20 protein-coding genes are annotated in these 21,462 nt (G+C 69.8%); 7 read left to right on the top strand and 13 right to left on the bottom strand.

Features of this window, described 5'->3' with window-relative positions:
- Positions 1–140 precede the first annotated feature (140 nt).
- Both QRN44_RS15490 and QRN44_RS15485 read left to right on the top strand, forming a co-directional pair.
- Positions 141–1,250: a M4 family metallopeptidase gene (locus QRN44_RS15490; RefSeq protein ID WP_285039568.1), complete on the top strand. Its 1,110-nt coding sequence runs from the start codon at positions 141–143 to the stop codon at positions 1,248–1,250.
- Between the two features lie 41 nt (positions 1,251–1,291).
- Positions 1,292–1,564, top strand: coding sequence for a protealysin inhibitor emfourin (locus tag QRN44_RS15485; RefSeq protein ID WP_064294474.1), 273 nt, complete (start codon positions 1,292–1,294; stop codon positions 1,562–1,564).
- Between the two features lie 33 nt (positions 1,565–1,597).
- Here QRN44_RS15485 and QRN44_RS15480 read toward each other — a convergent pair whose 3' ends face one another.
- Positions 1,598–2,638 (bottom strand): LLM class flavin-dependent oxidoreductase, encoded by a 1,041-nt coding sequence (locus QRN44_RS15480; RefSeq protein WP_079002707.1) that lies wholly within the window; start codon positions 2,636–2,638, stop codon positions 1,598–1,600.
- 168 nt (positions 2,639–2,806) lie between these two features.
- Between QRN44_RS15480 and QRN44_RS15475 the strand changes: the two genes are divergently transcribed.
- Positions 2,807–3,466: a hypothetical protein gene (locus QRN44_RS15475; protein ID WP_285039567.1), complete on the top strand. Its 660-nt coding sequence runs from the start codon at positions 2,807–2,809 to the stop codon at positions 3,464–3,466.
- Between the two features lie 36 nt (positions 3,467–3,502).
- On the opposite strand, the gene QRN44_RS15470 is transcribed toward QRN44_RS15475, so the two are convergent.
- Together QRN44_RS15470 and QRN44_RS15465 are read right to left on the bottom strand one after the other, a co-directional pair.
- Complete coding sequence (locus QRN44_RS15470) at positions 3,503–3,784, bottom strand: YdeI/OmpD-associated family protein (protein ID WP_137243255.1); 282 nt, start codon at positions 3,782–3,784, stop codon at positions 3,503–3,505.
- 84 nt (positions 3,785–3,868) lie between these two features.
- Complete coding sequence (locus QRN44_RS15465; protein ID WP_064294478.1) at positions 3,869–4,300, bottom strand: pyrimidine dimer DNA glycosylase/endonuclease V; 432 nt, start codon at positions 4,298–4,300, stop codon at positions 3,869–3,871.
- 151 nt (positions 4,301–4,451) lie between these two features.
- On the opposite strand from QRN44_RS15465, the gene QRN44_RS15460 reads away from it, so the two are divergent.
- Positions 4,452–5,768 carry an MFS transporter gene (locus tag QRN44_RS15460; RefSeq protein ID WP_285039566.1) on the top strand — a complete coding sequence of 439 codons (1,317 nt, stop codon included), beginning with the start codon at positions 4,452–4,454 and terminating at the stop codon, positions 5,766–5,768.
- A 3-nt stretch (positions 5,769–5,771) separates the two neighbouring features.
- Here the strand turns inward: QRN44_RS15460 and QRN44_RS15455 are convergent, their stop codons facing one another.
- On the bottom strand, positions 5,772–6,302 hold the full coding sequence (locus QRN44_RS15455) for an adenine phosphoribosyltransferase (RefSeq protein WP_285039565.1): 531 nt from the start codon (positions 6,300–6,302) through the stop codon (positions 5,772–5,774).
- 88 nt (positions 6,303–6,390) lie between these two features.
- A complete protein-coding gene (locus QRN44_RS15450; protein WP_121291767.1) occupies positions 6,391–6,765 on the bottom strand; it encodes an FKBP-type peptidyl-prolyl cis-trans isomerase in 375 nt (124 codons plus the stop codon).
- Between the two features lie 329 nt (positions 6,766–7,094).
- Between QRN44_RS15450 and QRN44_RS15445 the strand changes: the two genes are divergently transcribed.
- Positions 7,095–7,997, top strand: coding sequence for a fumarylacetoacetate hydrolase family protein (locus QRN44_RS15445; protein ID WP_371743699.1), 903 nt, complete (start codon positions 7,095–7,097; stop codon positions 7,995–7,997).
- Positions 7,998–8,071: 74 nt separating this feature from the next.
- Here QRN44_RS15445 and QRN44_RS15440 read toward each other — a convergent pair whose 3' ends face one another.
- The 3 genes from QRN44_RS15440 to QRN44_RS15430 all read right to left on the bottom strand — a co-directional run bounded on the left by QRN44_RS15440 (position 8,072) and on the right by QRN44_RS15430 (position 12,146).
- Positions 8,072–9,550, bottom strand: coding sequence for an aspartate ammonia-lyase (locus QRN44_RS15440; protein ID WP_079003955.1), 1,479 nt, complete (start codon positions 9,548–9,550; stop codon positions 8,072–8,074).
- A 177-nt stretch (positions 9,551–9,727) separates the two neighbouring features.
- Positions 9,728–10,630 carry a phosphodiesterase gene (locus QRN44_RS15435; RefSeq protein ID WP_079002711.1) on the bottom strand — a complete coding sequence of 301 codons (903 nt, stop codon included), beginning with the start codon at positions 10,628–10,630 and terminating at the stop codon, positions 9,728–9,730.
- A 64-nt stretch (positions 10,631–10,694) separates the two neighbouring features.
- Positions 10,695–12,146 carry an NCS2 family permease gene (locus tag QRN44_RS15430; protein WP_064294483.1) on the bottom strand — a complete coding sequence of 484 codons (1,452 nt, stop codon included), beginning with the start codon at positions 12,144–12,146 and terminating at the stop codon, positions 10,695–10,697.
- Between the two features lie 135 nt (positions 12,147–12,281).
- Here QRN44_RS15430 and QRN44_RS15425 point away from each other — a divergent pair, with 135 nt between their 5' ends.
- Positions 12,282–13,559: a uracil-xanthine permease family protein gene (locus QRN44_RS15425; protein ID WP_079002712.1), complete on the top strand. Its 1,278-nt coding sequence runs from the start codon at positions 12,282–12,284 to the stop codon at positions 13,557–13,559.
- Positions 13,560–13,777: 218 nt separating this feature from the next.
- Here the strand turns inward: QRN44_RS15425 and QRN44_RS15420 are convergent, their stop codons facing one another.
- The 4 genes from QRN44_RS15420 to QRN44_RS15405 form a co-directional block, all read right to left on the bottom strand.
- A complete protein-coding gene (locus QRN44_RS15420; protein WP_079002713.1) occupies positions 13,778–14,113 on the bottom strand; it encodes a peptidase in 336 nt (111 codons plus the stop codon).
- Positions 14,110–15,288: an inorganic phosphate transporter gene (locus QRN44_RS15415; protein ID WP_285039564.1), complete on the bottom strand. Its 1,179-nt coding sequence runs from the start codon at positions 15,286–15,288 to the stop codon at positions 14,110–14,112. Before QRN44_RS15415 ends, QRN44_RS15420 begins: the two co-directional genes overlap by 4 nt.
- Positions 15,289–15,432: 144 nt before the next feature.
- On the bottom strand, positions 15,433–17,277 hold the full coding sequence (locus tag QRN44_RS15410; RefSeq protein ID WP_285039563.1) for a DUF2207 domain-containing protein: 1,845 nt from the start codon (positions 17,275–17,277) through the stop codon (positions 15,433–15,435).
- A 53-nt stretch (positions 17,278–17,330) separates the two neighbouring features.
- Positions 17,331–18,170, bottom strand: a complete 840-nt coding sequence (locus tag QRN44_RS15405; RefSeq protein WP_285039562.1) for an aldo/keto reductase — start codon at positions 18,168–18,170, stop codon at positions 17,331–17,333.
- Positions 18,171–18,246: 76 nt separating this feature from the next.
- Here QRN44_RS15405 and QRN44_RS15400 point away from each other — a divergent pair, with 76 nt between their 5' ends.
- Positions 18,247–20,349: a S9 family peptidase gene (locus QRN44_RS15400; protein WP_121291771.1), complete on the top strand. Its 2,103-nt coding sequence runs from the start codon at positions 18,247–18,249 to the stop codon at positions 20,347–20,349.
- Positions 20,350–20,407: 58 nt separating this feature from the next.
- On the opposite strand, the gene QRN44_RS15395 is transcribed toward QRN44_RS15400, so the two are convergent.
- A complete protein-coding gene (locus QRN44_RS15395) occupies positions 20,408–21,436 on the bottom strand; it encodes a 6-phosphofructokinase (protein WP_064294489.1) in 1,029 nt (342 codons plus the stop codon).
- Between the last annotated feature and the right edge of the window lie 26 nt (positions 21,437–21,462).

Raw genomic sequence — 21,462 nt, 5'->3', positions numbered from 1 at the left:
ACTCGTTCTTTCATGCATTTGCATGGATATCAAGGGCAACGGCGTTCACACCCGCGCTATTCCCGGCCCGTTCGGCATCCTGTCCACAGCGCGCCGCGCGAGCCGTACGCCGTGTCGGCGGGCTGTGGCAGGATCACCGCATGAACGGCTCACCGAACCCTTCGTCCAGCACGCCGACACCCGCCTCTCGGCACGTGTGCGGCATCGTCCCGCCCTGGTTGCTCGAGCGCATCGCCGGACTCGACGCTCCGCAGCTCGCTCGCGCCGCCAGTGCCGCGCGGTACTCGCTGCTCGCCACGCGACCATACCGCTTCCCCGAGCCCGGGTCGGAGCGGGCCGCCGATCCCGTGCGCGGCGCCACGGCCGGCAAGCGTCCGGTCGGCACCCCGGAGCGCAGCATCCACGACGCCGAGGGGACCGAGACCCTCCCGGGCACGCTCGTCCGCTCGGAGGGCGAGCCCGCCACCGCCGACACCGCGGTCTCCGCCGCCTACGACGGCCTCGGCGACACCCACGCCCTCTTCGCCGAGGCGTTCGCACGCGACTCCATCGACGGCCGCGGGCTGCCCCTGCTCGCCACGGTGCACTACGGCGACGACTACGACAACGCGTTCTGGAACGGCGAGCAGATGGTCTTCGGCGACGGCGACGGCGAGGTCTTCCGCAGCTTCACGAGTTCGCTCAGCGTCATCGGCCACGAGCTGGCCCACGGCGTGACGCAGTACACGGCGAACCTCGTCTACGAGGGTCAGCCCGGAGCGCTCAACGAACACGTGTCCGACGTCTTCGGCGCCCTCGTCGAACAACACGCGCGCGGCGAGGACGCGGCATCGGCGTCCTGGCTCATCGGCGAAGGTCTCTTCACGGACGAGGTCGAGGGCAACGCTCTGCGTTCCATGCTCGCCCCGGGCACGGCCTACGACGACGACGTCCTCGGCAAGGACCCGCAGCCGGCGCACTTCGACGACTACATCGAGACGACCGACGACAACGGAGGCGTCCACCTCAAGTCCGGCATCCCCAACCGGGCGTTCGCGACGCTCGCCGTCGCCCTCGGCGGCAATGCCTGGGAGCGCGCGGGGCTCATCTGGTACGACACCCTCGTCGGCGGTCTGTCGGAGCGCGCCGACTTCGCGACCTTCGCCGCGGCGACGATCGCGGCGGCCTCCGCCAGGTTCGGTGTGGACTCGGAGGAGCACACCGCGGTCGGGCAGGCGTGGGCGCTCGTCGGTATCGAGCCGTCCGCCTGAGCGTCGTGGCAGCGCCCGGGCTCGCGGAGTAGCATCGCGGCATGAAGGTCACGGTGACGAGGAGCGGCGGTGTCGCCGGTCTCACCCGACGCTGGGAGGTCGTCGTCGACGAGCAGCCCGACGTCGACCGGTGGATCGTCCTGCTCGACCGCCTCCCGTGGGACGACACCCCACAAGGACCTCCGGTCCCGGATCGGTACGTCTACCGCATCCGATGCGCCCCCAAGGAGGCCACCCTCGGCGAGCAGCAGCTCACCGGTCCCTGGCAGGAACTCGTCGAACGGGTGCGCGCCGTCCAGCCGCCACGCGACTGACGATTCCTCGCCGGTCGCATGACCCCGACGGCGTCAGCGCTGCGGGAAGCGCTCCGCCAGCAGTTCGATCGTCCGCTCACGTGCGGGCGCCGAGTTCGACGGCGTGCCCTCCCGTGCCGACCCGACGGGCGACACCATGACCTCGTCGACACCGAAGCGGTCGGCGAGACCCTGCAGCTCTGCCGCAGCCTGGTCGGCGTCGCCGATGATCCAGGCAGCGCGCATCTGCTCGACGAAGCCGAGCTCGAGATCGCTCTGCTCGGTGGCGGCAGCCTCTTCGACGGTCGCGATGGGTCCGAGCGGCTTGCCGGAGCGCAGTCGCGCCATCTGCTGCAGGTTCGGGAGCGCCAACGCTTCTGCCTCGGCGGCCGTGTCGGCGACCACGGCGTTCGCGGTCAGGAAGGTGCGCGGCGCGTCGAGATGTGCGGACGGCTGGAAACTGGACCGGTAGAGCTCGAGGGCCCGAGCCGTCCCCTGGCCGGAGAAGTGGTGCGCGAAGACGTAGGGCAACCCGAGTGCCGCGGCGAGCGCCGCCGAGTAGTCGCTCGATCCGAGCAACCACACGTCCGGCACGCTGCCGGCCTTCGGCGTCCCCCGCAGGGCGTACTCCTCGCCGGAGGTCATCCGCACGCTCGCGCCGTCGACGCCGAGGAGGGCGACGATGTCCTGCACGTTGTTCGGGAACCGGTCGACGTCGCTCGTGTTGCCGGACTGGCGGAGCACGGCGGAGATGACCGGGTCGCTGCCCGGTGCCCGGCCGAGGCCGAGATCGATGCGGCCGGGCGCGGAGGCCTCGAGGAGCGCGAACTGCTCGGCGACGACGAGCGGAGCGTGGTTCGGGAGCATCACGCCGCCGGAGCCGACCCGGATCCGCTGCGTGGCGGCGGCCAGGATGCCGATGACGACCGCGGGGTTCGTCGATGCGACGGACGGCATGTTGTGGTGTTCGGCCACCCAATACCGGTGGTACCCCAGCTCGTCGGCGCGCTTCGCCAGGGCGATCGTCGCTGCGAGGGCAGCCGCGGTGTCCTGGTCGGTGCGGACGGGGATGAGATCCAGTATCGAGAGTCGCATGGTCACCTTTCGTCGCGCTGCCGAACGGCGACAGACGCATCAGGGTGCAGCGCTCGGACGGCCCGACATATTCCGCCTCGGCCACCGCAGTGGATTCCCAGGGCGATCCAAGCCGGATGCCACACCTGACGCGTACGCTGGATGCCCGCGACCCTGAAGGAGCACAGCATGGGATTCCTCGATCGACTGCTCGGACGCCCTGAGTCCGATGGACCTGTCCAGGCGACGGGTGGTGGGAGCCCCGCCCCGACCAGTGCGCGGACGGAGGACGAGATCGCCGTCGAACGGTACCGCTACCTCCTGCGGACCGCGCCGCCGGAGACCATCGAACAGGTCCACGAAGAGGCCTTCACGAAGCTCACCCCCGAGCAGCGGGGCATCCTGTACCGACAGCTGTCGGAGGGCGCTCCGACCGGTGAGGCACCGGCCGATGACTCCCCCAAGGCCCTCGCGCGTTCGGCCACCAGGGCCGAAGTGCGGCAGCCCGGAACCCTCGAGCGGAACCTCGGTCCGCAGGGCGGCGGGATGGGCTTCGGGGGGATGCTGGCCAGCTCGATGCTCGGCACCATCGCCGGGGTCGTGGTCGGTTCGGCCATCGCGCAGGCGTTCATTCCGGACACCGTCGGAACCGATGCAGCAGCCGATGCCGGTGCCGATCAGGGTGGTGCCGAGGCCGGGGCAGGAGACGGCGGGACGACCGACGCCTCCGCAGCCGACACGTCCGCCGACGGCGGTGGCTGGGGTGACGGTGGATTCGGCGACTTCGGAGGCGGCGGCGACTTCGGAGGCGGCGGCGACTTCGGTGGCGGCGGCGACTTCGGGTTCTGAGCCCTGCCGACGCCCGGTCGCGGCACCATGCGTCCGTCAGCGCCGCTGACCACCCGCGGTTCGCGCCGGAGCGGCCGTCCGGAGCTCCACGGCCCGCTGGGCGAGCAACTCGATGACCGCTTCGATCCGTGCATCCCGGTGCGCGTCGTCGGATCGCTCCACCCACGTCGCGAGTTCCCGCTGTGCGCTGTTCGGCAGGCCGCGGAAGAACGACAATCGACCGGCGTCGTCGATCGCCTCCTCGAGGTCAGGCCGCAGCCGCACCACCGTGCCGGTCGCCGAGAGCGGCGCGGCTCCCACATCAGCGTGTCTGCCCATGCGGCAACGGTAGTGGGTCAGGCGGCAACCGTCGAGCGGCTCGGTCCTGACCGACCTCGGCCGGGTCGTCGGGCCGTCGGGACCTCAGGCGAGTTCCCACGAGGCGACGCCACCGCCGACGACGACGAACACCGGGTGCGGCTGCGGTCGCCAGACCTTCGCCCATCGGGACGCGACGTCCGGGCTGCGTCCGAGCAGGTGCCGCCGCAGGTTGCCCCATTCGTAGTCGAGCTGACCGTCGGTCACGACGAGGGGGTCCCGGAGGACGCCGGAGGCGACGACCCGCGCGCGGTCGAAGACGATGTCGCGCTCCTGCGCCTCGTCGGCGACACCGTTGAGATAGGCCGCGATCGCCTCCAACGGTTCGTCGGCCTCGAGGAAGCGCTGGAGCTGCGGGTGTGCACGGAGACTTGATCCTGGCTCCTGCAGGACCCGTTGGGCGATCAGCCCTTCACGCCAGGACGACGTCAGCGCCTGGGCGTCGAAGTACCGGGGATGGATCGACCAGAGACGCATGTCTCCATCCTGCCCGAGGGCGCTGACAACCGACTCCGGGCAGCCCCTGCCCCTCGCCGCAGCGCATGACCCTCGCCGTGGAGCCCTGCCGCGACGCGCGTAGGCTGAGGTGCATGTCTGAGCGCGCCACATCCCGTCGCCCGATGCGCCGGTGAGCGCTGCACCCGGATCCGGCCGGCGCGGGCTCCTCGTCGATCTGAGTCCGCTCCGGGAGAGTCCCGCCTTCGCCCGCCTGTGGATCGGCGGGGCGATCACCGGGATCGGCGGCCAGATGACCATCGTCGCCGTCGGCCTCCAGGTCTACGACCTCACCGCGTCGACGTTCGCCGTCTCGCTCGTGGGCGTCATCGCCCTCATCCCGATGATCTGCTTCGGGCTCTACGGCGGCATGCTCGCAGACGCGTTCGACCGACGCACGGTCGCCCTGACTGCCGCCGTGGTCACGTGGGTGTCCACGGCGATCATCGCGGTGCTCGCCTGGAGCGGCTCGGAGGTGGTCTGGCCCCTGTACCTCCTCACGACGATCAACGCCGTGTCGACGACCATCGTCGGGACGACGCGGCAGGCGATCCTCCCCCGGCTGCTGCCGGCCCGCCTCCTACCGTCCGCCGCGGCGTTGTCCGGCATGGCCGCGGGGGTGATGGTGACGGTCGGACCAGCACTCGCAGGCGTCCTCGTGGCCGGCGTCGGATTCCGCTGGACCTACACGATCGACGTCGTGCTGTTCGTCGCCGCCTTCCTCGGAATCGCGTCGCTGCCGAAGATCCTGCCCGAAGGCGGTGTCAGTCGACTTCCGGGCCTCGCGAGCCTGGTCGACGGCTGGACCTTCCTCCGGACGGCCCCCAACGTCCGGATGACGTTCATCGTCGACATCGTCGCGATGACGTTCGGCAATCCGCGGGTGCTCTACCCTGCCGTCGGCACCCTGCTGCTCGGCGGCGGGGCGATCACCGTCGGGGTCCTGACCGCGGCCGGCGCGGTCGGCACCCTGCTGTCGAGCCTCGTCTCCGGACGACTCGGCCGGATCGACCGTCAGGGCCGCGCCATCGAGCGGGCCATCATCGTCTACGGGCTCGCCATCGCCTCCTTCGGCGCGGTCCTCGCGTGGGTCACGTTCTCCGGAACGGCGACGCGCGATGCCGCCGACGCGAACCTGCCCGCCATCGTGATCGCGGCGATCGCCCTCGCCGTCGCCGGAGCGGCCGACAACATCAGCTCGATCTTCCGGATGACGATCCTCCAGGCGGCCGTGCCGGATGCCGTCCGAGGCCGGTTGCAGGGCGTCTTCACCGTCGTCGTGACCGGCGGACCCCGCGTCGGCGACCTCTACATCGGTCTCGCGGCTTCGGCCTTCGCGCTCTGGGTACCGGCGCTCGCCGGCGGACTCCTGGTCGTCGTGCTCGTCTGGACCCTCGTCCGCGTCCAGGGGGCCTTCCGCCGCTACGACGCCCGGACGCCGACGCCGTAGCGTCTAGGCGGGAGCCGTGGCGATCGAGAAGACGTCGCGACCGCTGAGCGAGGTTCGGCCGGGCAGCCCCTCGAGCTCGAGCACCAGCCCGAGCCCTGCCACCTCGTATCCGGCGCGCTCGATGAGGTTGACCGCCGCGCCGCAGCTGCCGCCCGTCGCGAGCACGTCGTCGAGGATGAGCACGCGCGTCCCGGCCGGCAGCTGCTCGGTGCGCAGTTCCAGGGCGGCGGCGCCGTACTCGAGTCCGTAGTCCTCGCGGAGCACCTCACCCGGCAGCTTGCCCGCCTTACGGATGGGGACCAGTCGCGTGTGGGTCGCGTACGCGACCGCCGCGGCGAGCAGGAACCCGCGGGCCTCGACACCCGCGACGGCGTCGAAGCGACCCTCGAAGCGCGCTGCCAGCTCGTCGATGATCGCGCGGAAGGCGTCGGCGTCGGCGAAGACCGGGGTCAGGTCGCGGAACAGGATGCCGGGCGTCGGGAAGTCCGGAATGGTCGCCGTCAGGCGGTCGACGTACTGGGTTGCGGTGGTCATGTGGTCCTCGTTCGGTCTGGGAGACATGCGACACCCCTCGCCTCCGCGACGCGTCGGTCGAGAGAGACGAGGGGTGACCTGCGGATGGTTACTTGACGCCCAGGAGGTCGATCACGAAGACGAGCGTCTGGCCCGAGAGCTGGTGGCCGCTGCCGGCAGGGCCGTAGGCGAGCTCCGGAGGGACCGTGAGCTTGCGACGGCCGCCGACCTTCATGCCGGGGATGCCGTGCTGCCAGCCCTGGATGAGGTTGCGCAACGGGAAGTTGATGGACTGCCCGCGGCTCCAGGAGGAGTCGAACTCCTCGCCGGAGTCGTAGCCGACGCCGAGGTAGTGGACGTCGACGGTCGAAGAGGCCTGCGCCTCGTCGCCCTCGCCGAGGAAGATGTCCTCGACGACGAGTTCGGTGGGGGCCGGGCCCGTGGGGGCGTCGACCTCGGGCTTGGTGCGTGCTGAATCGGTCATGACTCCATCCAAGCAGTTCCGCCCGATCGGTTCACGCGGATTTCGCTGAGCGCGTGACGCCCCGGGCCGACACCGGGTGGTGTGGTCGTCGCGTCACACCCGGTACTTGGGGGTTGCGGGCCGTGGCACCCGGGTGCATGCTGGAGGGACAGACCAACTCATCGCCCGGGCGACTCGCAGGCAGTGCCGCAGCACCGGGCGATGAGTCTGTCCGGGGCCGTCGCCCGAGGATCCGCCTCGCATCCCGTTCCGTCGTGTCCGGGCACCCGCAGCTCGGACCGGTATGTCCACAACGCCCGCGCCCGACGCGCCTGCGATACCGTAGACGGGTGAAGTTCGCCCATTTCGTCGCCACAGACCACCAGCCGAGTACCCCCGCAGAGCCGCGGGTCCGACTCGCCGTCATCAGCGACACCGGGGCGGTGTTCCTCGACGAGATCCTCGAGGACGCCCCGCGCGACCTCCAGGAGCTCATCGAGCGCGGCCCGGCCGAGCTGGACCGTGTACGGAGCTTCGTCGAGACGTCGCTCGCCCACGGTGTCAGCGGAGAACCCCTCGACGGGCTCGTCCACGCGTCCGCGGTCCTCCGTCCGCCGACGATCCTCGCGGTCGGGCTCAACTACTCGGCGCACTCGCAGGAGCTCAACCTCAAGACCGACAACGCCCCCACCATCTTCGGCCTGTGGGCGAACTCGCTCACCGGGCACGAGGGCACCACGAGCTGGCCCGCGGCGATCAGCGAGCAGGTGGACTACGAGGCGGAGCTCGGTGTCGTCATCGGCCGGGCCGCTCGCGACGTCGATGCGGCCGATGCGCTCGGCTACGTGTTCGGGTACACCGTCGTCAACGACATCACGGCCCGCAACATCCAGTACTCCGAGGCGCAGTGGTCGCGCTGCAAGTCCTTCGACGGGTTCACCCCGACCGGCCCGGTGGTCGTGACCGCGGACGAGATCCCCGACCCGCAGGACCTCCACATCTCGACCGTCCTCGACGGCGTGACGCTCCAGGACTCCTCCACCAGCCACATGGTCCGCAGTGTCGCGACGCTCATCGAACACTTGTCGGGCTCCGCGACCCTCCTGCCCGGAACACTCATCTCGACGGGCAGCCCGGGCGGCGCGGGATACTCGCGCGACCCGCAGGTCTTCCTGACCGACGGCGCGACGGTGACCGTGTCCGTCGAAGGCGTCGGATCGCTCACGACGCACTGCGCGGTCACCGCCGGGTAGTCAGTCCCTCACAGCACACGACGAAGCCGTCCGGACCCTGGTCCGGACGGCTTCGTCGTGTGCAGCCGCGTCGGTCAGCGACTCGGGTCGGAGTCCGCGCCCGGGATCGGCAGATCGATGATCGGGATGGCCGAGGTGACGGCCTCGATCCCCGAGAGCCGCGCGGGCGAGAGCTGCTTCGTCACCTCGTCGCGCGTCATGAGGTTGGCCTCGACCACGAGGTCCGCGACGTTGCGGCCCGTGAGCAGCGCGGTCTTCGCGAGCGCCGCAGCCGACTGGTACCCGATGAACGGGGTCAGGGCGGTGATGACACCGACGGACGCGCCGACCATCACCTCGAGTCGTTCCTCGTTCGCCGTGATGCCGTCGATGCAGTTCACCCGCAGCGTCTTGCACGCCTGCGCCATCCAGACGATGCTCTGCAGCAGCGAGTGGGCGATGACCGGCTCGAAGGCGTTGAGCTGCAACTGCCCGGCCTCGGCCGCCATCGTGACCGTCATGTCGGCGCCCACGACGCTGAACGCCACCTGGTTCACGACCTCCGGGATGACCGGGTTGACCTTGCCCGGCATGATGCTCGATCCGGCCTGCCGTGGCGGCAGGTTGATCTCGCCGAGCCCGGCCTGCGGACCGCTCGACAGCAGACGGAGGTCGTTGCAGATCTTGGAGAGCTTGATGGCGCTCCGCTTCAGGGTGCCGCTGAACGACATGAACCCGCCGGCGTCGCTCGTCGATTCGATGAGGTCAGGAGCCGTCGTGAGCGTGAGGCCCGTGATCTGGTTGAGGTGACGGACGACGGCTTCCGCGTAGCGCGGGTCGGCGGTGATCCCCGTCCCGATCGCGGTGGCGCCGAGGTTGACCTCGGCGAGCAGCCAGAGGGTCTCGTGCAGACGGTCGTAGTCCTCGGTGAGCGTCGTCGCGAAGCCGTGGAACTCCTGTCCGAGAGTCATCGGGACGGCGTCCTGGAGCTGCGTGCGTCCGACCTTGAGGACGTGGGAGAACTCGGCGGACTTGGCGCTGCACGAGTCGCGCAGCAGGCCGAGCTCCGTCAGGAGGAACTGCAGCGAGAACGCGAGCGCGATCTTGATCGAGGTCGGGTAGACGTCGTTGGTGGACTGCGACCGGTTGGTGTCGTCGAGCGGGTGCAGGTACTGGTATTCGCCCTTGGCGTGGCCGGCGAGCTCGAGCGCGATGTTCGTGATCACCTCGTTCGCGTTCATGTTCGTCGACGTGCCCGCACCGCCTTGGATCACGCCGACGAGGAACTCCTCGTGGAAGTCACCGTCGATGATGATCTGGCACGCGCGGTCGATGAGGTTCGCCTTCGCCGGGTCGAGGACTCCGATCTCGGCGTTCGCGCGGGCGGCGGCCTGCTTCACGCTCGCGATGGCGACGACGAGGTCGGGGTAGACGGAGATCGGACGCTTCGTGATGGGGAAATTCTCGAGCGCGCGTGCCGTGTGGATGCCCCAGTACGCGTCGGCCGGGATCTCCATCGAACCGAGGGAATCCGACTCCGTCCGAGTCTCGTCGCTGTTCGTCCTGTCCGCCATGTCGTCGTCTGCTCCAAGGGTGGTGGGGATGCTGCTGCTGGTGGTGCTGATCGTCACTCGTGGCTCCGTTGCCTGGTGGGTGGATGTCCCCTCCAGCGTAGCCGGGCGCGATCCCCGATGCCGCTGCGGTGTCTCGGACACGAGACGGTTCCGTGCCTGCGGTTCAGCTCCCGTGGGTCACCGCTTGCGCGAGAACGCCTCGAGCCGCTCGGCCGGGCTCAGGGCGGCCATGCGGTCGACGAACGCCGCGCTGAAGGTGTCGGCGGTGGTGTAGTCACCGAGCGGCACCGTCGAGTGGGTGATGCGGTCGTCGTAGACGTGGACGAGGTTGAACGACTGACCGCCGAACATCCCGTTCACCTCCGACGACGGGCGTGAGAGGTTCATCGAATAGCAGCTCGCGCTCGCGACCTGGACGGGGATGCCCGCGAAGGTGCTCGAGGTGGAGTAGTGCAAGTGGCCGCCCAGGATGGCGCGCACGTCGCTCCCCCGCAGCACGGCCTCGAGCCGGTGCTGATCGCGGAGTTCGAGGATGTCGAAGAACGGGATGCTCGAGGGCACCGGCGGGTGGTGCATGGCCAGGATGCTGCCGAGGGGCGCCGGGGTGGCCAGGACCGTCTGCAGCCACTCCAGCTGGCTGTCCTCCAGTTCGCCGTGATGCCAGCCCGGGACGGTCGAGTCGAGACCGATGACGCGCAGTCCGCCGAAGTCCCAGACGGCGTCGAGCGGCTGCTCCCCCGCCGGGAGGTCGAGCAGCTCCGTCCGCATGACCGAGCGCTCGTCGTGATTGCCCATGAGCCAGACGATCGTGGTACCGAGGCGCTCGGCAACGGGCTCGACGCGCTCGCGCAGGCGACGGTACGCGTCTGCCTCGCCGAGGTCGGCCAGGTCGCCCGTGAACACCATCGCGTCGGGCCGGAGCTGCATGCGCTCGATCTGGCGGAGGGCCTGCTCCAGGTTGGCCTGCACGTCGACCGCGTCGTAGAGGCGTCGGCCGTCGGCCAGGAGGTGCGGATCGCTGAGGTGGACGATGACCCGGCCGGGTGCCGGGTACTGACCGAATCGGACGTCGGAAGTCATGGCACGAGTCTAGGACGCACCCCCGACGGAGCCGTCGGCCGTCCGCGGACGGCCGACGGTCCGGTCAGGACGCGACGCCGAGGAGCTGCTCGATGGGTCCGCGGGCGAAGAAGACGAGGAACCCGGCTGCGACGACCCACAGCAGCGGGCTGATCTCGCGCGCCTTCCCGGACAGGGAGCGGAGCACGACCCAGGCGATGAAGCCGGCGCCGATGCCGTTGGCGATCGAGTACGTCAGCGGCATGACGACGACCGTCAGGAACACCGGGAGCGCGACCGAGAACTCGGTCCAGACGATGTCCTTGATCTGCGACATCATGAGCGTCCCGACGATGACGAGCGCGGCGGCGGCGACCTCGGAGGGCACGATCTGCGTGAGCGGCGTGAAGAACATGGCGAGCAGGAACAGCGCGCCGGTCACGAGGTTCGCGAGGCCGGTCCGTGCCCCTTCACCGATGCCCGCGCCGGATTCGATGAAGACGGTCGAGGAGGAAGACGAGGTCGCGCCACCCGCCACCGCGCCGACACCCTCGACGATGAGCGCCGAGCGGAGACGCGGGAAGTCACCCTTGGCGTCCGCCACGCCGGCCTCCTTCGAGAGCCCGGTCATCGTGCCCATGGCGTCGAAGAAGTTCGTGAACACGAGGGTGAAGACGAGCATGAGCGCGGCGAGGACGCCGATGCGCTCGAAGCCGCCGAAGCTCACCTGGCCGAGCAGGCTGAGGTCGGGGACCCCGACGACCTGCGTGGGCAGGGTCGGGACGCTCAGGTTCCAGCCACCGGCGTTCTCCCCGCCGTTCGAGGCACCGACCTTGAAGATCGCCTCGGCGATGATGGCGATGATCGTGGAGGCGACGATGCCGATGAGCAGGGCACCCTTGATCTTGCGCGCGACGAGCACGCCCGTGAGCAGCAGGGAGATCACGAAGACGGCGGTCGGCACCGTGGCGACCGAGCCCTCGATCCCGAGCCCGACCGGCGGCGAACCGGCGCCCGTCGACCGGACGAAACCGGCGTCGACGAAGCCGATGAACGCGATGAAGAGACCGATGCCCACGGTGATCGCGATCTTCAGCTGGATGGGCACCGCATTGAAGATCATGGCGCGGAGGCCGGTCGCCGCGAGGAGGACGATGATCAGACCGTTGATGACGACGAGCCCCATCGCCTCGGCCCAGGTGACCTGACCGACGACGCTCACGGCGAGGAACGAGTTGATGCCGAGACCCGCCGCGAAGGCGAACGGCAGGCGTGCGACGAGTCCGAAGAGGATCGTCATGACACCGGCGGTCAGCGCCGTCACGGCCGCGACCTGGGCGAAGCCGAGTTCGCCACCGGTGACGTCGGCCGAGCCGCTCAGGATGATCGGGTTGAGGATGACGATGTAGGCCATCGCGACGAAGGTCACGAGCCCGCCGCGCACCTCGCCTCCGACGGTCGAGCCGCGCTTGCTGATCTCGAAGAAACCGTCGAGACGCTCTCGGAACGAGCGCGGAGCGGTGGGCGTCGTGGTCACTGGACCTCCTGGGTCTGCATCGAAGCAACCAGCGTACCGGCACGGCGGACCGCCCCGCGACGACCGGGATGCGAGGGTGCCGCTACGATCGGCTGGACCCCTTAATCGGCACCCTCCTCACGGAATCGAGCTCACATGGCGCTGCCCTGGACTCTGCACGGCGACGGCAAGCACGTCCCGACCCACGCGATCGTCGGCCCCGGTGAACGCCTCACCTGGCCGCGGACCATCGGCCTCGGCATGCAGCACGTCGTCGCGATGTTCGGTGCCACGTTCCTCGTCCCGGTGCTGACCGGGTTCCCGCCCACCACGACGCTGTTCTTCTCGGGCGTCGGCACTCTCCTGTTCCTCGTCATCACCAAGAACCGCGTGCCGAGCTACCTGGGCTCGTCGTTCGCCTTCATCGCCCCCATCTCCGCCGCGGTCGCGAGCCAGGGCATGGGCAGCGCCCTCTTCGGCATCCTCGCGGTGGGCCTCCTCCTGGCGCTCGTCGGCGTCGTCGTGCAGGTCACGGGAACCGGGTGGATCGATGCACTCATGCCGCCGGTCGTCGCCGGTGCCATCGTCGCACTCATCGGGTTCAACCTCGCCCCCGCCGCGAAGAACAACTTCGTGGCGGCTCCGATCACCGCCCTCGTGACGCTCGCGGCCGTCATCCTCTCGACCGTGGTGTTCCGAGGGATCCTCGGTCGACTGTCGATCGTCATCGGTGTCGTGGTCGGGTACATCGTCGCGGCGATCCGCCAGGAGATCGACTTCTCGAAGATCGCGGACGCCGCATGGGTCGGGCTCCCCGAGTTCCACCTCGCGGACAACCCGATCTCGAACCCGGCGGTCTGGGCGGTCCTCCCGGCGTTCCTCCCCGTCGTGCTCGTCCTCATCGCCGAGAACGTCGGCCACATCCGCGGCGTCGCACAGATGACCGACGCCTCCGTGAACAAGCAGACCGGTCGCGCACTCCTGTCCGACGGGCTCGCGACGATGCTGGCCGGCTTCGGCGGCGGTTCGGGCACGACGACCTACGGCGAGAACATCGGCGTCATGGCGGCGACACGGGTCTACTCCACGGCGGCCTACTGGGTCGCCGGTCTGTTCGCGGTCCTCCTCGGCCTCTCCCCCAAGGTCGGTGCGGTCATCAACACCATCCCGGCGGGCGTCCTCGGCGGCGTCACGACGGCCCTGTACGGACTCATCGGCATCATCGGCGTGAAGATCTGGCTCGACAACAAGGTCGACTTCTCGAAGCCCGTCAACCAGTTCACCGCGGCGACGGCCCTCATCATCGGCATCGCCGACTTCACCTGGGTGGCGGGTGGTGACGTCAGTTTCAACGGGATCGCGCTCGGCACGATCGCCGCGATCGTCATCTACCACGTGATGTCGACCATCGGTCGCTGGCGGAAGACCGCCTGACCCGTCCGGTGCGGGGCGTCAGCGCGGTGCGCTGGCGCCAGCGCGGGTCGTACGCGTGAGCGCGGGTCTCTGGAGCCCCGCGCTCACGTGTGTGACCAGCGGTCACGCCGGGTAGGTGCGTTTCACGCCAGCGCACCGCGCCGGCGCACCCACACGCACCGGGCCCGGACCGGTGGCCCGCGCTCGCGTCAGCGCGGTGCGCTGGCGAACCCCAGGGGTCAGCCCTGGTGGAAGAAGGGCACGATCAGGTAGATGCCGAAGAGGACCGCCCCCGCACACAGGGCGAAGCAGACGTAGGCACCGGCGCGGGCCAGGTTCTGCTGGGCTGGGGTCAACGGGTTCTTCCGAGCGGCCTTCGCAGCGCGCTTCGCCGCCTTCGCGGCCTCCTCCGGCGTGATGACCGTGATCGCGTCGGTGAACTCGGCCGGCGCCACCACGGGCACGCGCCCGGCGGTGGTCAGGAGCCGGAGCCCGAGGGAGTACAGGCTGACGATCGCGGTCGCGCCGACGAGCGACGTCGCGAAGACGATCAGGAATGCTGCCCAGTCGATCACTTCTTCACCTTCTTGGGCTTGGGGTTGCGCTTGATCTTGACCGCGCGACCGGAATCGGCGACCTCACTGACGACGTTGCTGTGGTCGACCTGGTTCCGGCGCGAGATGAGGAAGATGGTGAGGATGACGCCGACCCCCACCACGGCGTCGATGATGATGCCGACGAGACCGAGGTGGGCGACGGCGGCGGCGAGTGCCCCGACGATGCCGGCCGCGGGAAGGGTCATCAACCAACCGAGGGCGATCCGCCCGGCGGTCCCCCAGCGGACCTTCGATCCGCGTCGCCCGAGGCCGGAGCCGATGACGGACCCGGAGGCGACCTGCGTGGTGGAGAGGGCGAAGCCGAGGTGGCTCGAGGCGAGGATCGTGGCGGCGGTGCTCGTCTCGGCCGCGAAGCCCTGTGCCGGCTTGACGTCGGTGAGCCCGGTGCCGATGGTCTTGATGATCCGCCAGCCGCCCATGTAGGTGCCGAGCGCGATGGCGAGGGCGCAGACGACGATGACCCAGAGTTCGGGGCCGGTGCCGACCGCCTGCACGCCGACCGCGATGAAGGTGAGGGTGATGACGCCCATGGTCTTCTGTGCGTCGTTCGTGCCGTGCGCGAGGGCGACGAGGGACGAGGAGAAGATCTGCGCGTATCGGAACCCGTCGCGACCGTCGGGCTTGCCGTCGTACCGCCGCGTGATCCGGTAGGCGAGCTTCGTCGCCGAATAGGCGACCACGCCGGCCGTGACGGGGGCGATCAATGCCGGGAGGATGACCTTGGAGAGGACCACACCGAAGTCGATCGAGCTGAAGCCGGCGCCGACGATCGCCGCGCCGATGAGTCCACCGAACAGGGCGTGACTGGAGGACGACGGCAGACCGAGGAGCCAGGTCAGCATGTTCCAGACGATCGCGCCGATGAGTCCGGCGAAGATCAGCTCCGGTCCGATCCGGATGCCGCCCTCGCCCTCCCGGATGAGCCCGCCCGAGATGGTCTTCGCGACCTCCGTGGACAGGAACGCACCGACGAGGTTGAGGATCGCGGCGAGCAGGACGGCGGTCTTCGGCTTGAGGGCGCCCGTGGCGATCGGGGTCGCCATGGCGTTCGCCGTGTCGTGGAACCCGTTCGTGAAGTCGAAGAACAGTGCCAGTGCGATGACCAGCACGACAGTCAGGGTAACGAGTTCCACTGGTGTCTTTCTCGAGGCGGAGCGAATACGGACACAGTGCTCCCCGACGAGATGTTTGGGGGGAATTCACGTGCTGGATACGGGCGGTTCACCCGCCGTACACGATCCTTACACCCTGCCCGGTCGAGGTCAACTCGACGCCGATCAGCGCCCGCCGCCGCCTCCGCCGCCTCCGCCGCCGCCCGCGAAGCCGCCGCCCGTCGAGCCGCCGGACGAGCTCGCTCCCCCACTGGTGGACCAGGACGCCGACGTACTCGAGGCCGATCCGGAGAAGCCGGAGAACGCGTTCGCGAACATCGCCGCCTGGAACGGGGTGTTCGAGGCGTACCACGACGGCGCGCTCCCGGCCTGCTCGTAGCGGATGCCCAGCTCCTTCGCCCACTCGCGCTCCACGCCCCAGAGCACGGCGAAGGGCAGGAGTCGTTCGGTGACCCGGACGAGCTGGCCGGGGTCGCCGAGGTCCACCCGTTCGGCACCGTCGGGGCTCTGCAACATGCGGAAGCGGTCCTGCTCCGCCAGCGCGAGGTAGTCGCGGAGGCCGAGCAACTCGTCCCGCGCATCGGCACCGGTGGCGGTGAGCGGTTTCGGCGCGATGGCCGACACGATCCCGGCGAGCAGCGCGATCCCGGTCACGAAGAGCGCAGCGACCGACCAGCCGTTGTCCGCTCGCTGGGAGTAGGCGACCCCGAAGAAGACGATCCCGGCGACGCCCAGGACGGCGAGCGCCCCCACGATGATCCACGCCCGCCCGGAGGAGACCGAGCGTCGGAGGCCGAGGTCGAGGGCGTTCCGCTTGGCGGCCGCGAGTTCCGCGGTGACCGCCTTGCCGAGCTCCGGGTCGACCTGCTTCATCTCCCGCGGTCGGTTCCGGTCGGGGAAGAGCGCGGCGAGCACGCGCCGTTCCTGCTCATCGGTCGCGCTGTCGTCGAGGTACTGCAGGGAGTAGTCCTTCTTGCCCGGTCCGTCCACGATCCGGAGCTTGCCGCGGACGGCGAGGCTGACGATCTCGGCTGCCATCGACGAAGAGGCGCGTCCGGCGAGGTCGCCCGCCAGGAGGAGGTTCATCCGCTTCGGGACGGAGTACTGCGGCACGATGACGCCACGACCGGGGTGGTCCCGCCAGAAGCGCAGTCGGATCCACAGGAGCGCCCCGAGCCCCGCGGCCGACAGCGCGCCGAGGGCGATCGGGACGATGGAGAACACCGGTGCCTCGCCGGGGCGGGCCGGTTGGACGAAGGTGCCCGGTTCGAACCCGATCGCGACCGTCAGCGTCTGGTGGGCCTGCAGCGGGACGGATGCGGTCGTGAAGACGTCTCCGTCGGCGTCCTCCGCCTGGGCGAGATCGCACGGCGAGCTGTCGTCCGGATCCCCCCGGTAGCAGGCACCGTCGCCGGTGAGCGCGTCAGCGATGTCGGGGGCGACCCGCACCGTCATGCTGGCGTCGGCGAACGGCTGATCCCAACCGGTCCCGGGCGCGTCCCAGTAGAACTCGTCGGAGCGTGTGTCGCGATAGGCGCCGACGACGCCGCGCTGCGTGTAGGTGATCACGTAGCTCTGCGTGCCGCGCACGTAGTCGTCCGTTCCGAGCGACAGCTCGAGGAAGTCGCCGTCGCGGTCGGTCTCCCACTCCACGGGCGCACCGTCGGCGTCGGTCACCGAGACGATCTCCGTGTGCAGCGGTGCCCGGTCGAACTCGTCGGGGATCGCTCGGATGATGCCCTTGTTCTGGTCGGACTGGGGGAACTCCGCGACGAAGGTCTCGACCGCGCGCAGCTCGGCCTGACCGTCGCCGCCACGGCTCAGGGTGTAGTCGCCGTCGAAGGACGAGAAGGTGAAGTCGGAGACGTCGGTCCGAGCGTCGGCCGCGGCGGGCGGCGTGCTCGCGAGGGTCGCGACGAGTGGTGCACCGACCGCCAGGGCGAGGGCGACGAGGAGCACCCGCGACGAGCGGGCACGGACCGGGGACAGGCGACGACGTCTGGGCTTCACCCGGCCAAGTCTAGGAGGGGTGCCGGCGGGCGCGCGGACGCGCCCGCCGGCACTCACATCTCCTCGTGGGTGTTGGGGTCGCCGTCGAAGAGCCTGCCGTCCGTCCGCCCGAGTGCGGTGATCGCCTGCACCTCGGTGTCGCTGAGTGCGAAGTCGAAGACGTCGATGTTCGTGCGCTGGCGTTCCGGGGACGCGGACTTCGGGATGGGGAGCACGCCGCGCTGGTGGTGCCAGCGGAGGACGACCTGCGCCGGCGAGACGTCGTGCGCCGCGGCGGCCGCTGCGACGGGCTCCTCGGCGAACGGTGCCTGCGCCTTGCCGAGCGGGCTCCAGGCCTCGGTGAGGACACCGTGTTCGCGGTGGAACGCGAGGAGTTCCTCCTGGGGGAAGTACGGGTGCAACTCGACCTGGTTGACGGCCGGCAGCACACCCGTCTCGTCGACGAGGCGGGTCAGGAACTCCTCGGTGAAGTTCGAGACGCCGATGCTGCGGACGAGGCCCTCGCGCTGCAGCTGGATCATGGCCTTCCACGACTCGACGAAGCGGCCGACGGAGGGGTTCGGCCAGTGGATGAGGTACAGGTCGATGTGGTCGAGGCCGAGCGAGGCCAGGGATCCGCGGCACGAGGTGATGGTCTCCTCGAAACCGTGGTCGCGGCCGGGCAGCTTCGTCGCGACGACGAGTTCGTCACGGGACACGTCGGTCTCGCGGACCGCTGCGCCGACGGCGTCCTCGTTGCGGTAGTTCACGGCGGTGTCGATCAGTCGATAGCCCGCGTCGATGGCGGACAGCGTGGCGTCGGTGCCCTCGCGGCCCCGCAGGGGGTACGTGCCGAAACCGATCGCGGGGACGCTCGAACCGTCGTTGAGCGCGAATGTTGGGATGGTCGTCATCACCCCACGCTAGACCCGGCGGCCCTCGGATGGCTCCGAGCGGGCTGGGAGGGCGCGCCTCGACTAGCGTTGGACCATGGCGAAGCTCTCTGCCCCCCGTGCCCAGACCCGACCGACCGAACGCACCCACCACGGCGACACCGTGATCGACCCGTACGAGTGGCTCCGCGAGAAGGAGTCGCCGGAGGTGATCGCGCACCTGGAGGCGGAGAACGCCTACACCGAACAGGAGACGGCGCATCTGGCCGGACTGCGCGAGCGCATCTTCCAGGAGATCAAGCGTCGCACGCTCGAGACCGACCTCTCGGTCCCGACCCGGTCCGGTGCATGGTGGTACTACGGCCGCAGTGTCGAAGGCCGCCAGTACGGCATCCAGTGCCGCATCCCGGTCGCCGACCCGGAGGACTGGACGCCGCCGACCCTGCCCGAGGGCGGCGCGGCCCCCGGCGAGCAGATCATCCTCGACGCCAACGTCGAGGCGGAGGGCCACGAGTTCTTCTCCCTCGGCAGCTTCGACGTGTCGGACGACGGCACGCGACTGCTCTACGGCGTCGACGTCGAAGGCGACGAGCGGTACACCGTCCGTGTCCGGGACCTCGCGAGTGGCGTCGACCTCGATGACGAGCTCCTCGGGACCGCGGGCGGGGCGGAGTTCTCCCCCGACGGCACCGCCATCGTCTACACGACGGTCGACGAGAGCTGGCGCCCCGACACCGTGCACCTGCACCGGGTGGGGACGTCCCAGGACGACGACACGGTCCTCTTCCACGAGCCCGACGAGCGGTTCTGGGTCGGCGCCGGATTCACCCGCAGCCGCGCGCTGCTCCTGATCGAGGCAGGCTCCTCGGTCACGAGCGAGACCCGTCTCGTCTCCGCCGACGCACTGTCCGAGGAGGCGCGGATCGTCTGGCCGCGGACCGACGGCGTCGAGTACAGCGTCGAACACCGGGTGGCCGACGGCGCAGACCGGTTGCTCATCCTGCACAACCGGGACGCGCCGGACTTCGAGCTCGTGGAGGTGCCGCTGTCGGATCCGCTCGGCACGGCGCGGGTCGTCGTCGCGCACAGCAGCGAGCGCCGGCTCGAGGACGTCGAGGCGTTCGAGGCCGTGACCACCGTCTCCTACCGGCGCGACGGCCTGACCCGCATCGGCCTGCTCGATCCGACGAGTGGCGACATCGACGAGATCGTCTTCGACGAACCGCTGTCCACCGTCGGCTGGCACGGCAACGGTGAATGGGCTCAACCGATGCTCCGGTTCGGATACGGGTCCCTCGTGACGCCGTCCACCGTGCTCGAACTCGACCTCCGGTCCGGCGAACGCTTCGTGCGCAAGCAGCAGCCGGTCCTCGGCGAGTACGACCCGGCGGATTACGAGCAGTTCCGGGAGTGGGCGACGGCCGTGGACGGGACCCGGGTACCGATCTCCATCGTGCGCCGGGTCGGTGTCGAGGGGCCCGGGCCGCTCCACCTCTACGGGTACGGCTCGTACGAGGCCAGCATGGACCCGTCCTTCTCGATCGCGAGACTGTCGATGCTCGACCGCGGCGTGACCTTCGCGATCGCCCATGTGCGCGGCGGCGGTGAACTCGGGCGCCGCTGGTACGAGGACGGCAAGAAGCTCCACAAGCAGAACAGCTTCAGCGACTTCGTCGACGTGGCCGACCACCTCATCCGCGAGGGCTGGACGACGCCTGCCCGCCTCGTCGCCGAGGGCGGCAGCGCAGGCGGCCTCCTCATGGGCGCCGTGGCGAACCGTGCTCCCGACCGCTTCGCGGGCATCCTCGCCGGCGTCCCGTTCGTCGACGCGCTGACGAGCATCCTCGACCCGTCGCTCCCCCTGACGGTCATCGAATGGGACGAGTGGGGCGATCCGCTCCACGACCCCGAGGTCTACGCGTACATGAAGGCCTACAGTCCTTACGAGAACGTCGACCCGGAGAAGCGCTACCCGCGCATCCTCGCGACGACGAGTCTCAACGACACCCGCGTCCTGTACGTGGAACCCGCGAAGTGGGTGGCCCGCCTGCGGGACGCCGGAGCGCCGGCACTGATGAAGATCGAGATGAGCGCCGGGCACGGTGGGGTGAGCGGTCGGTACAACGCGTGGCGTGAGCGCGCCGAGGAGCTCGCCTGGCTACTCGACGTGCTCGGACTCACGGACACCGATCCGGCCTGATCCGAAGCGACGACGCCCTGCTCCGTCGGGAGCAGGGCGTCGTCGGTGCGGCGGGTGTCTAGCCGAAGAGGATCGCCGCTTCGTCGTAGCGCTCCTGCGGCACGGTCTTCAGCTTGCCGAGCGCCTCTTCGAAGCGGCAGTTGACGAGTTCGGTGCCTCGGAGGGCGATCATCGTGCCCCAATCGCCGGCCATGACGGAGTCGATGGCGGCCATGCCGAGGCGGGTGGCGAGCACGCGGTCGTAGGCGCTCGGAACGCCACCGCGCTGCAGGTGGCCGAGCACGGTCGCGCGCGACTCGATGCCCGTCCGGCGCTCGATCTCGGGTGCCAGCACGTCGGCGATGCCGCCGAGACGGGGACGGTTGAACGCGTCGAGTCCCTTCTCGGAGTGCGCGGTCTCCATGGTGTCGAGCGTGAAGCCCTCTGACACCACGATGATCGGGGCGCGACCGCGCTGGTAGACGCTGTCCGCCCACTCGCAGATCTGCTCGATCGACTGCGGCTGTTCCGGGATGAGAATGGCGTGGGCACCCGCCGCCATACCGGCGTGCAGGGCGATCCAGCCGACGTGCCGGCCCATGACCTCGATGACCATGCACCGCTTGTGCGACTCGCCGGTCGTCCGGAGGCGGTCGATGGCCTCGGTCGCGATCTCTACGGCGGTGTCGAAGCCGAAGGAGTAGTCGGTGGCGTCGAGGTCGTTGTCGATCGTCTTCGGGACGCCGACGATCTTGAGGCCGGCGTCGGTCAGACGCTTCGCCGCGGCGAGCGTGCCCTCGCCGCCGATGGCGATGAGCGCGTCGATGCCGAGCCGGTCCATGGTGTGCTGGACGTTCTCCGGGCCGCCGTGGGGTCCTTCGAACGGGTTGGTCCGGCTCGTGCCGAGGATGGTGCCACCCTGCTTGGCGAGACCGCGCACACTGTGGCGGTCGAGCGGCATCGTCAGGCCCTCGACGACTCCTCGCCACCCGTCGCGGATGCCGATGAACTCCTGGTTGTGGATCTTCGTCCCCTTGAGGACCGCTCCTCGGATGACCGCGTTCAGGCCGGGGCAGTCGCCGCCGCTCGTGAGCACACCAATTCTCATATCAACAGTCCTCATGGGGATCGGGG

It is taken from the genome of Plantibacter sp. lyk4-40-MEA-4, from assembly GCF_030209415.1.
GTDB lineage: Bacteria > Actinomycetota > Actinomycetes > Actinomycetales > Microbacteriaceae > Plantibacter > Plantibacter flavus_A.
The sequence above is the reverse complement of the archived record's forward strand: the minus strand, read 5'-3'. Positions and strand labels throughout refer to the sequence as shown.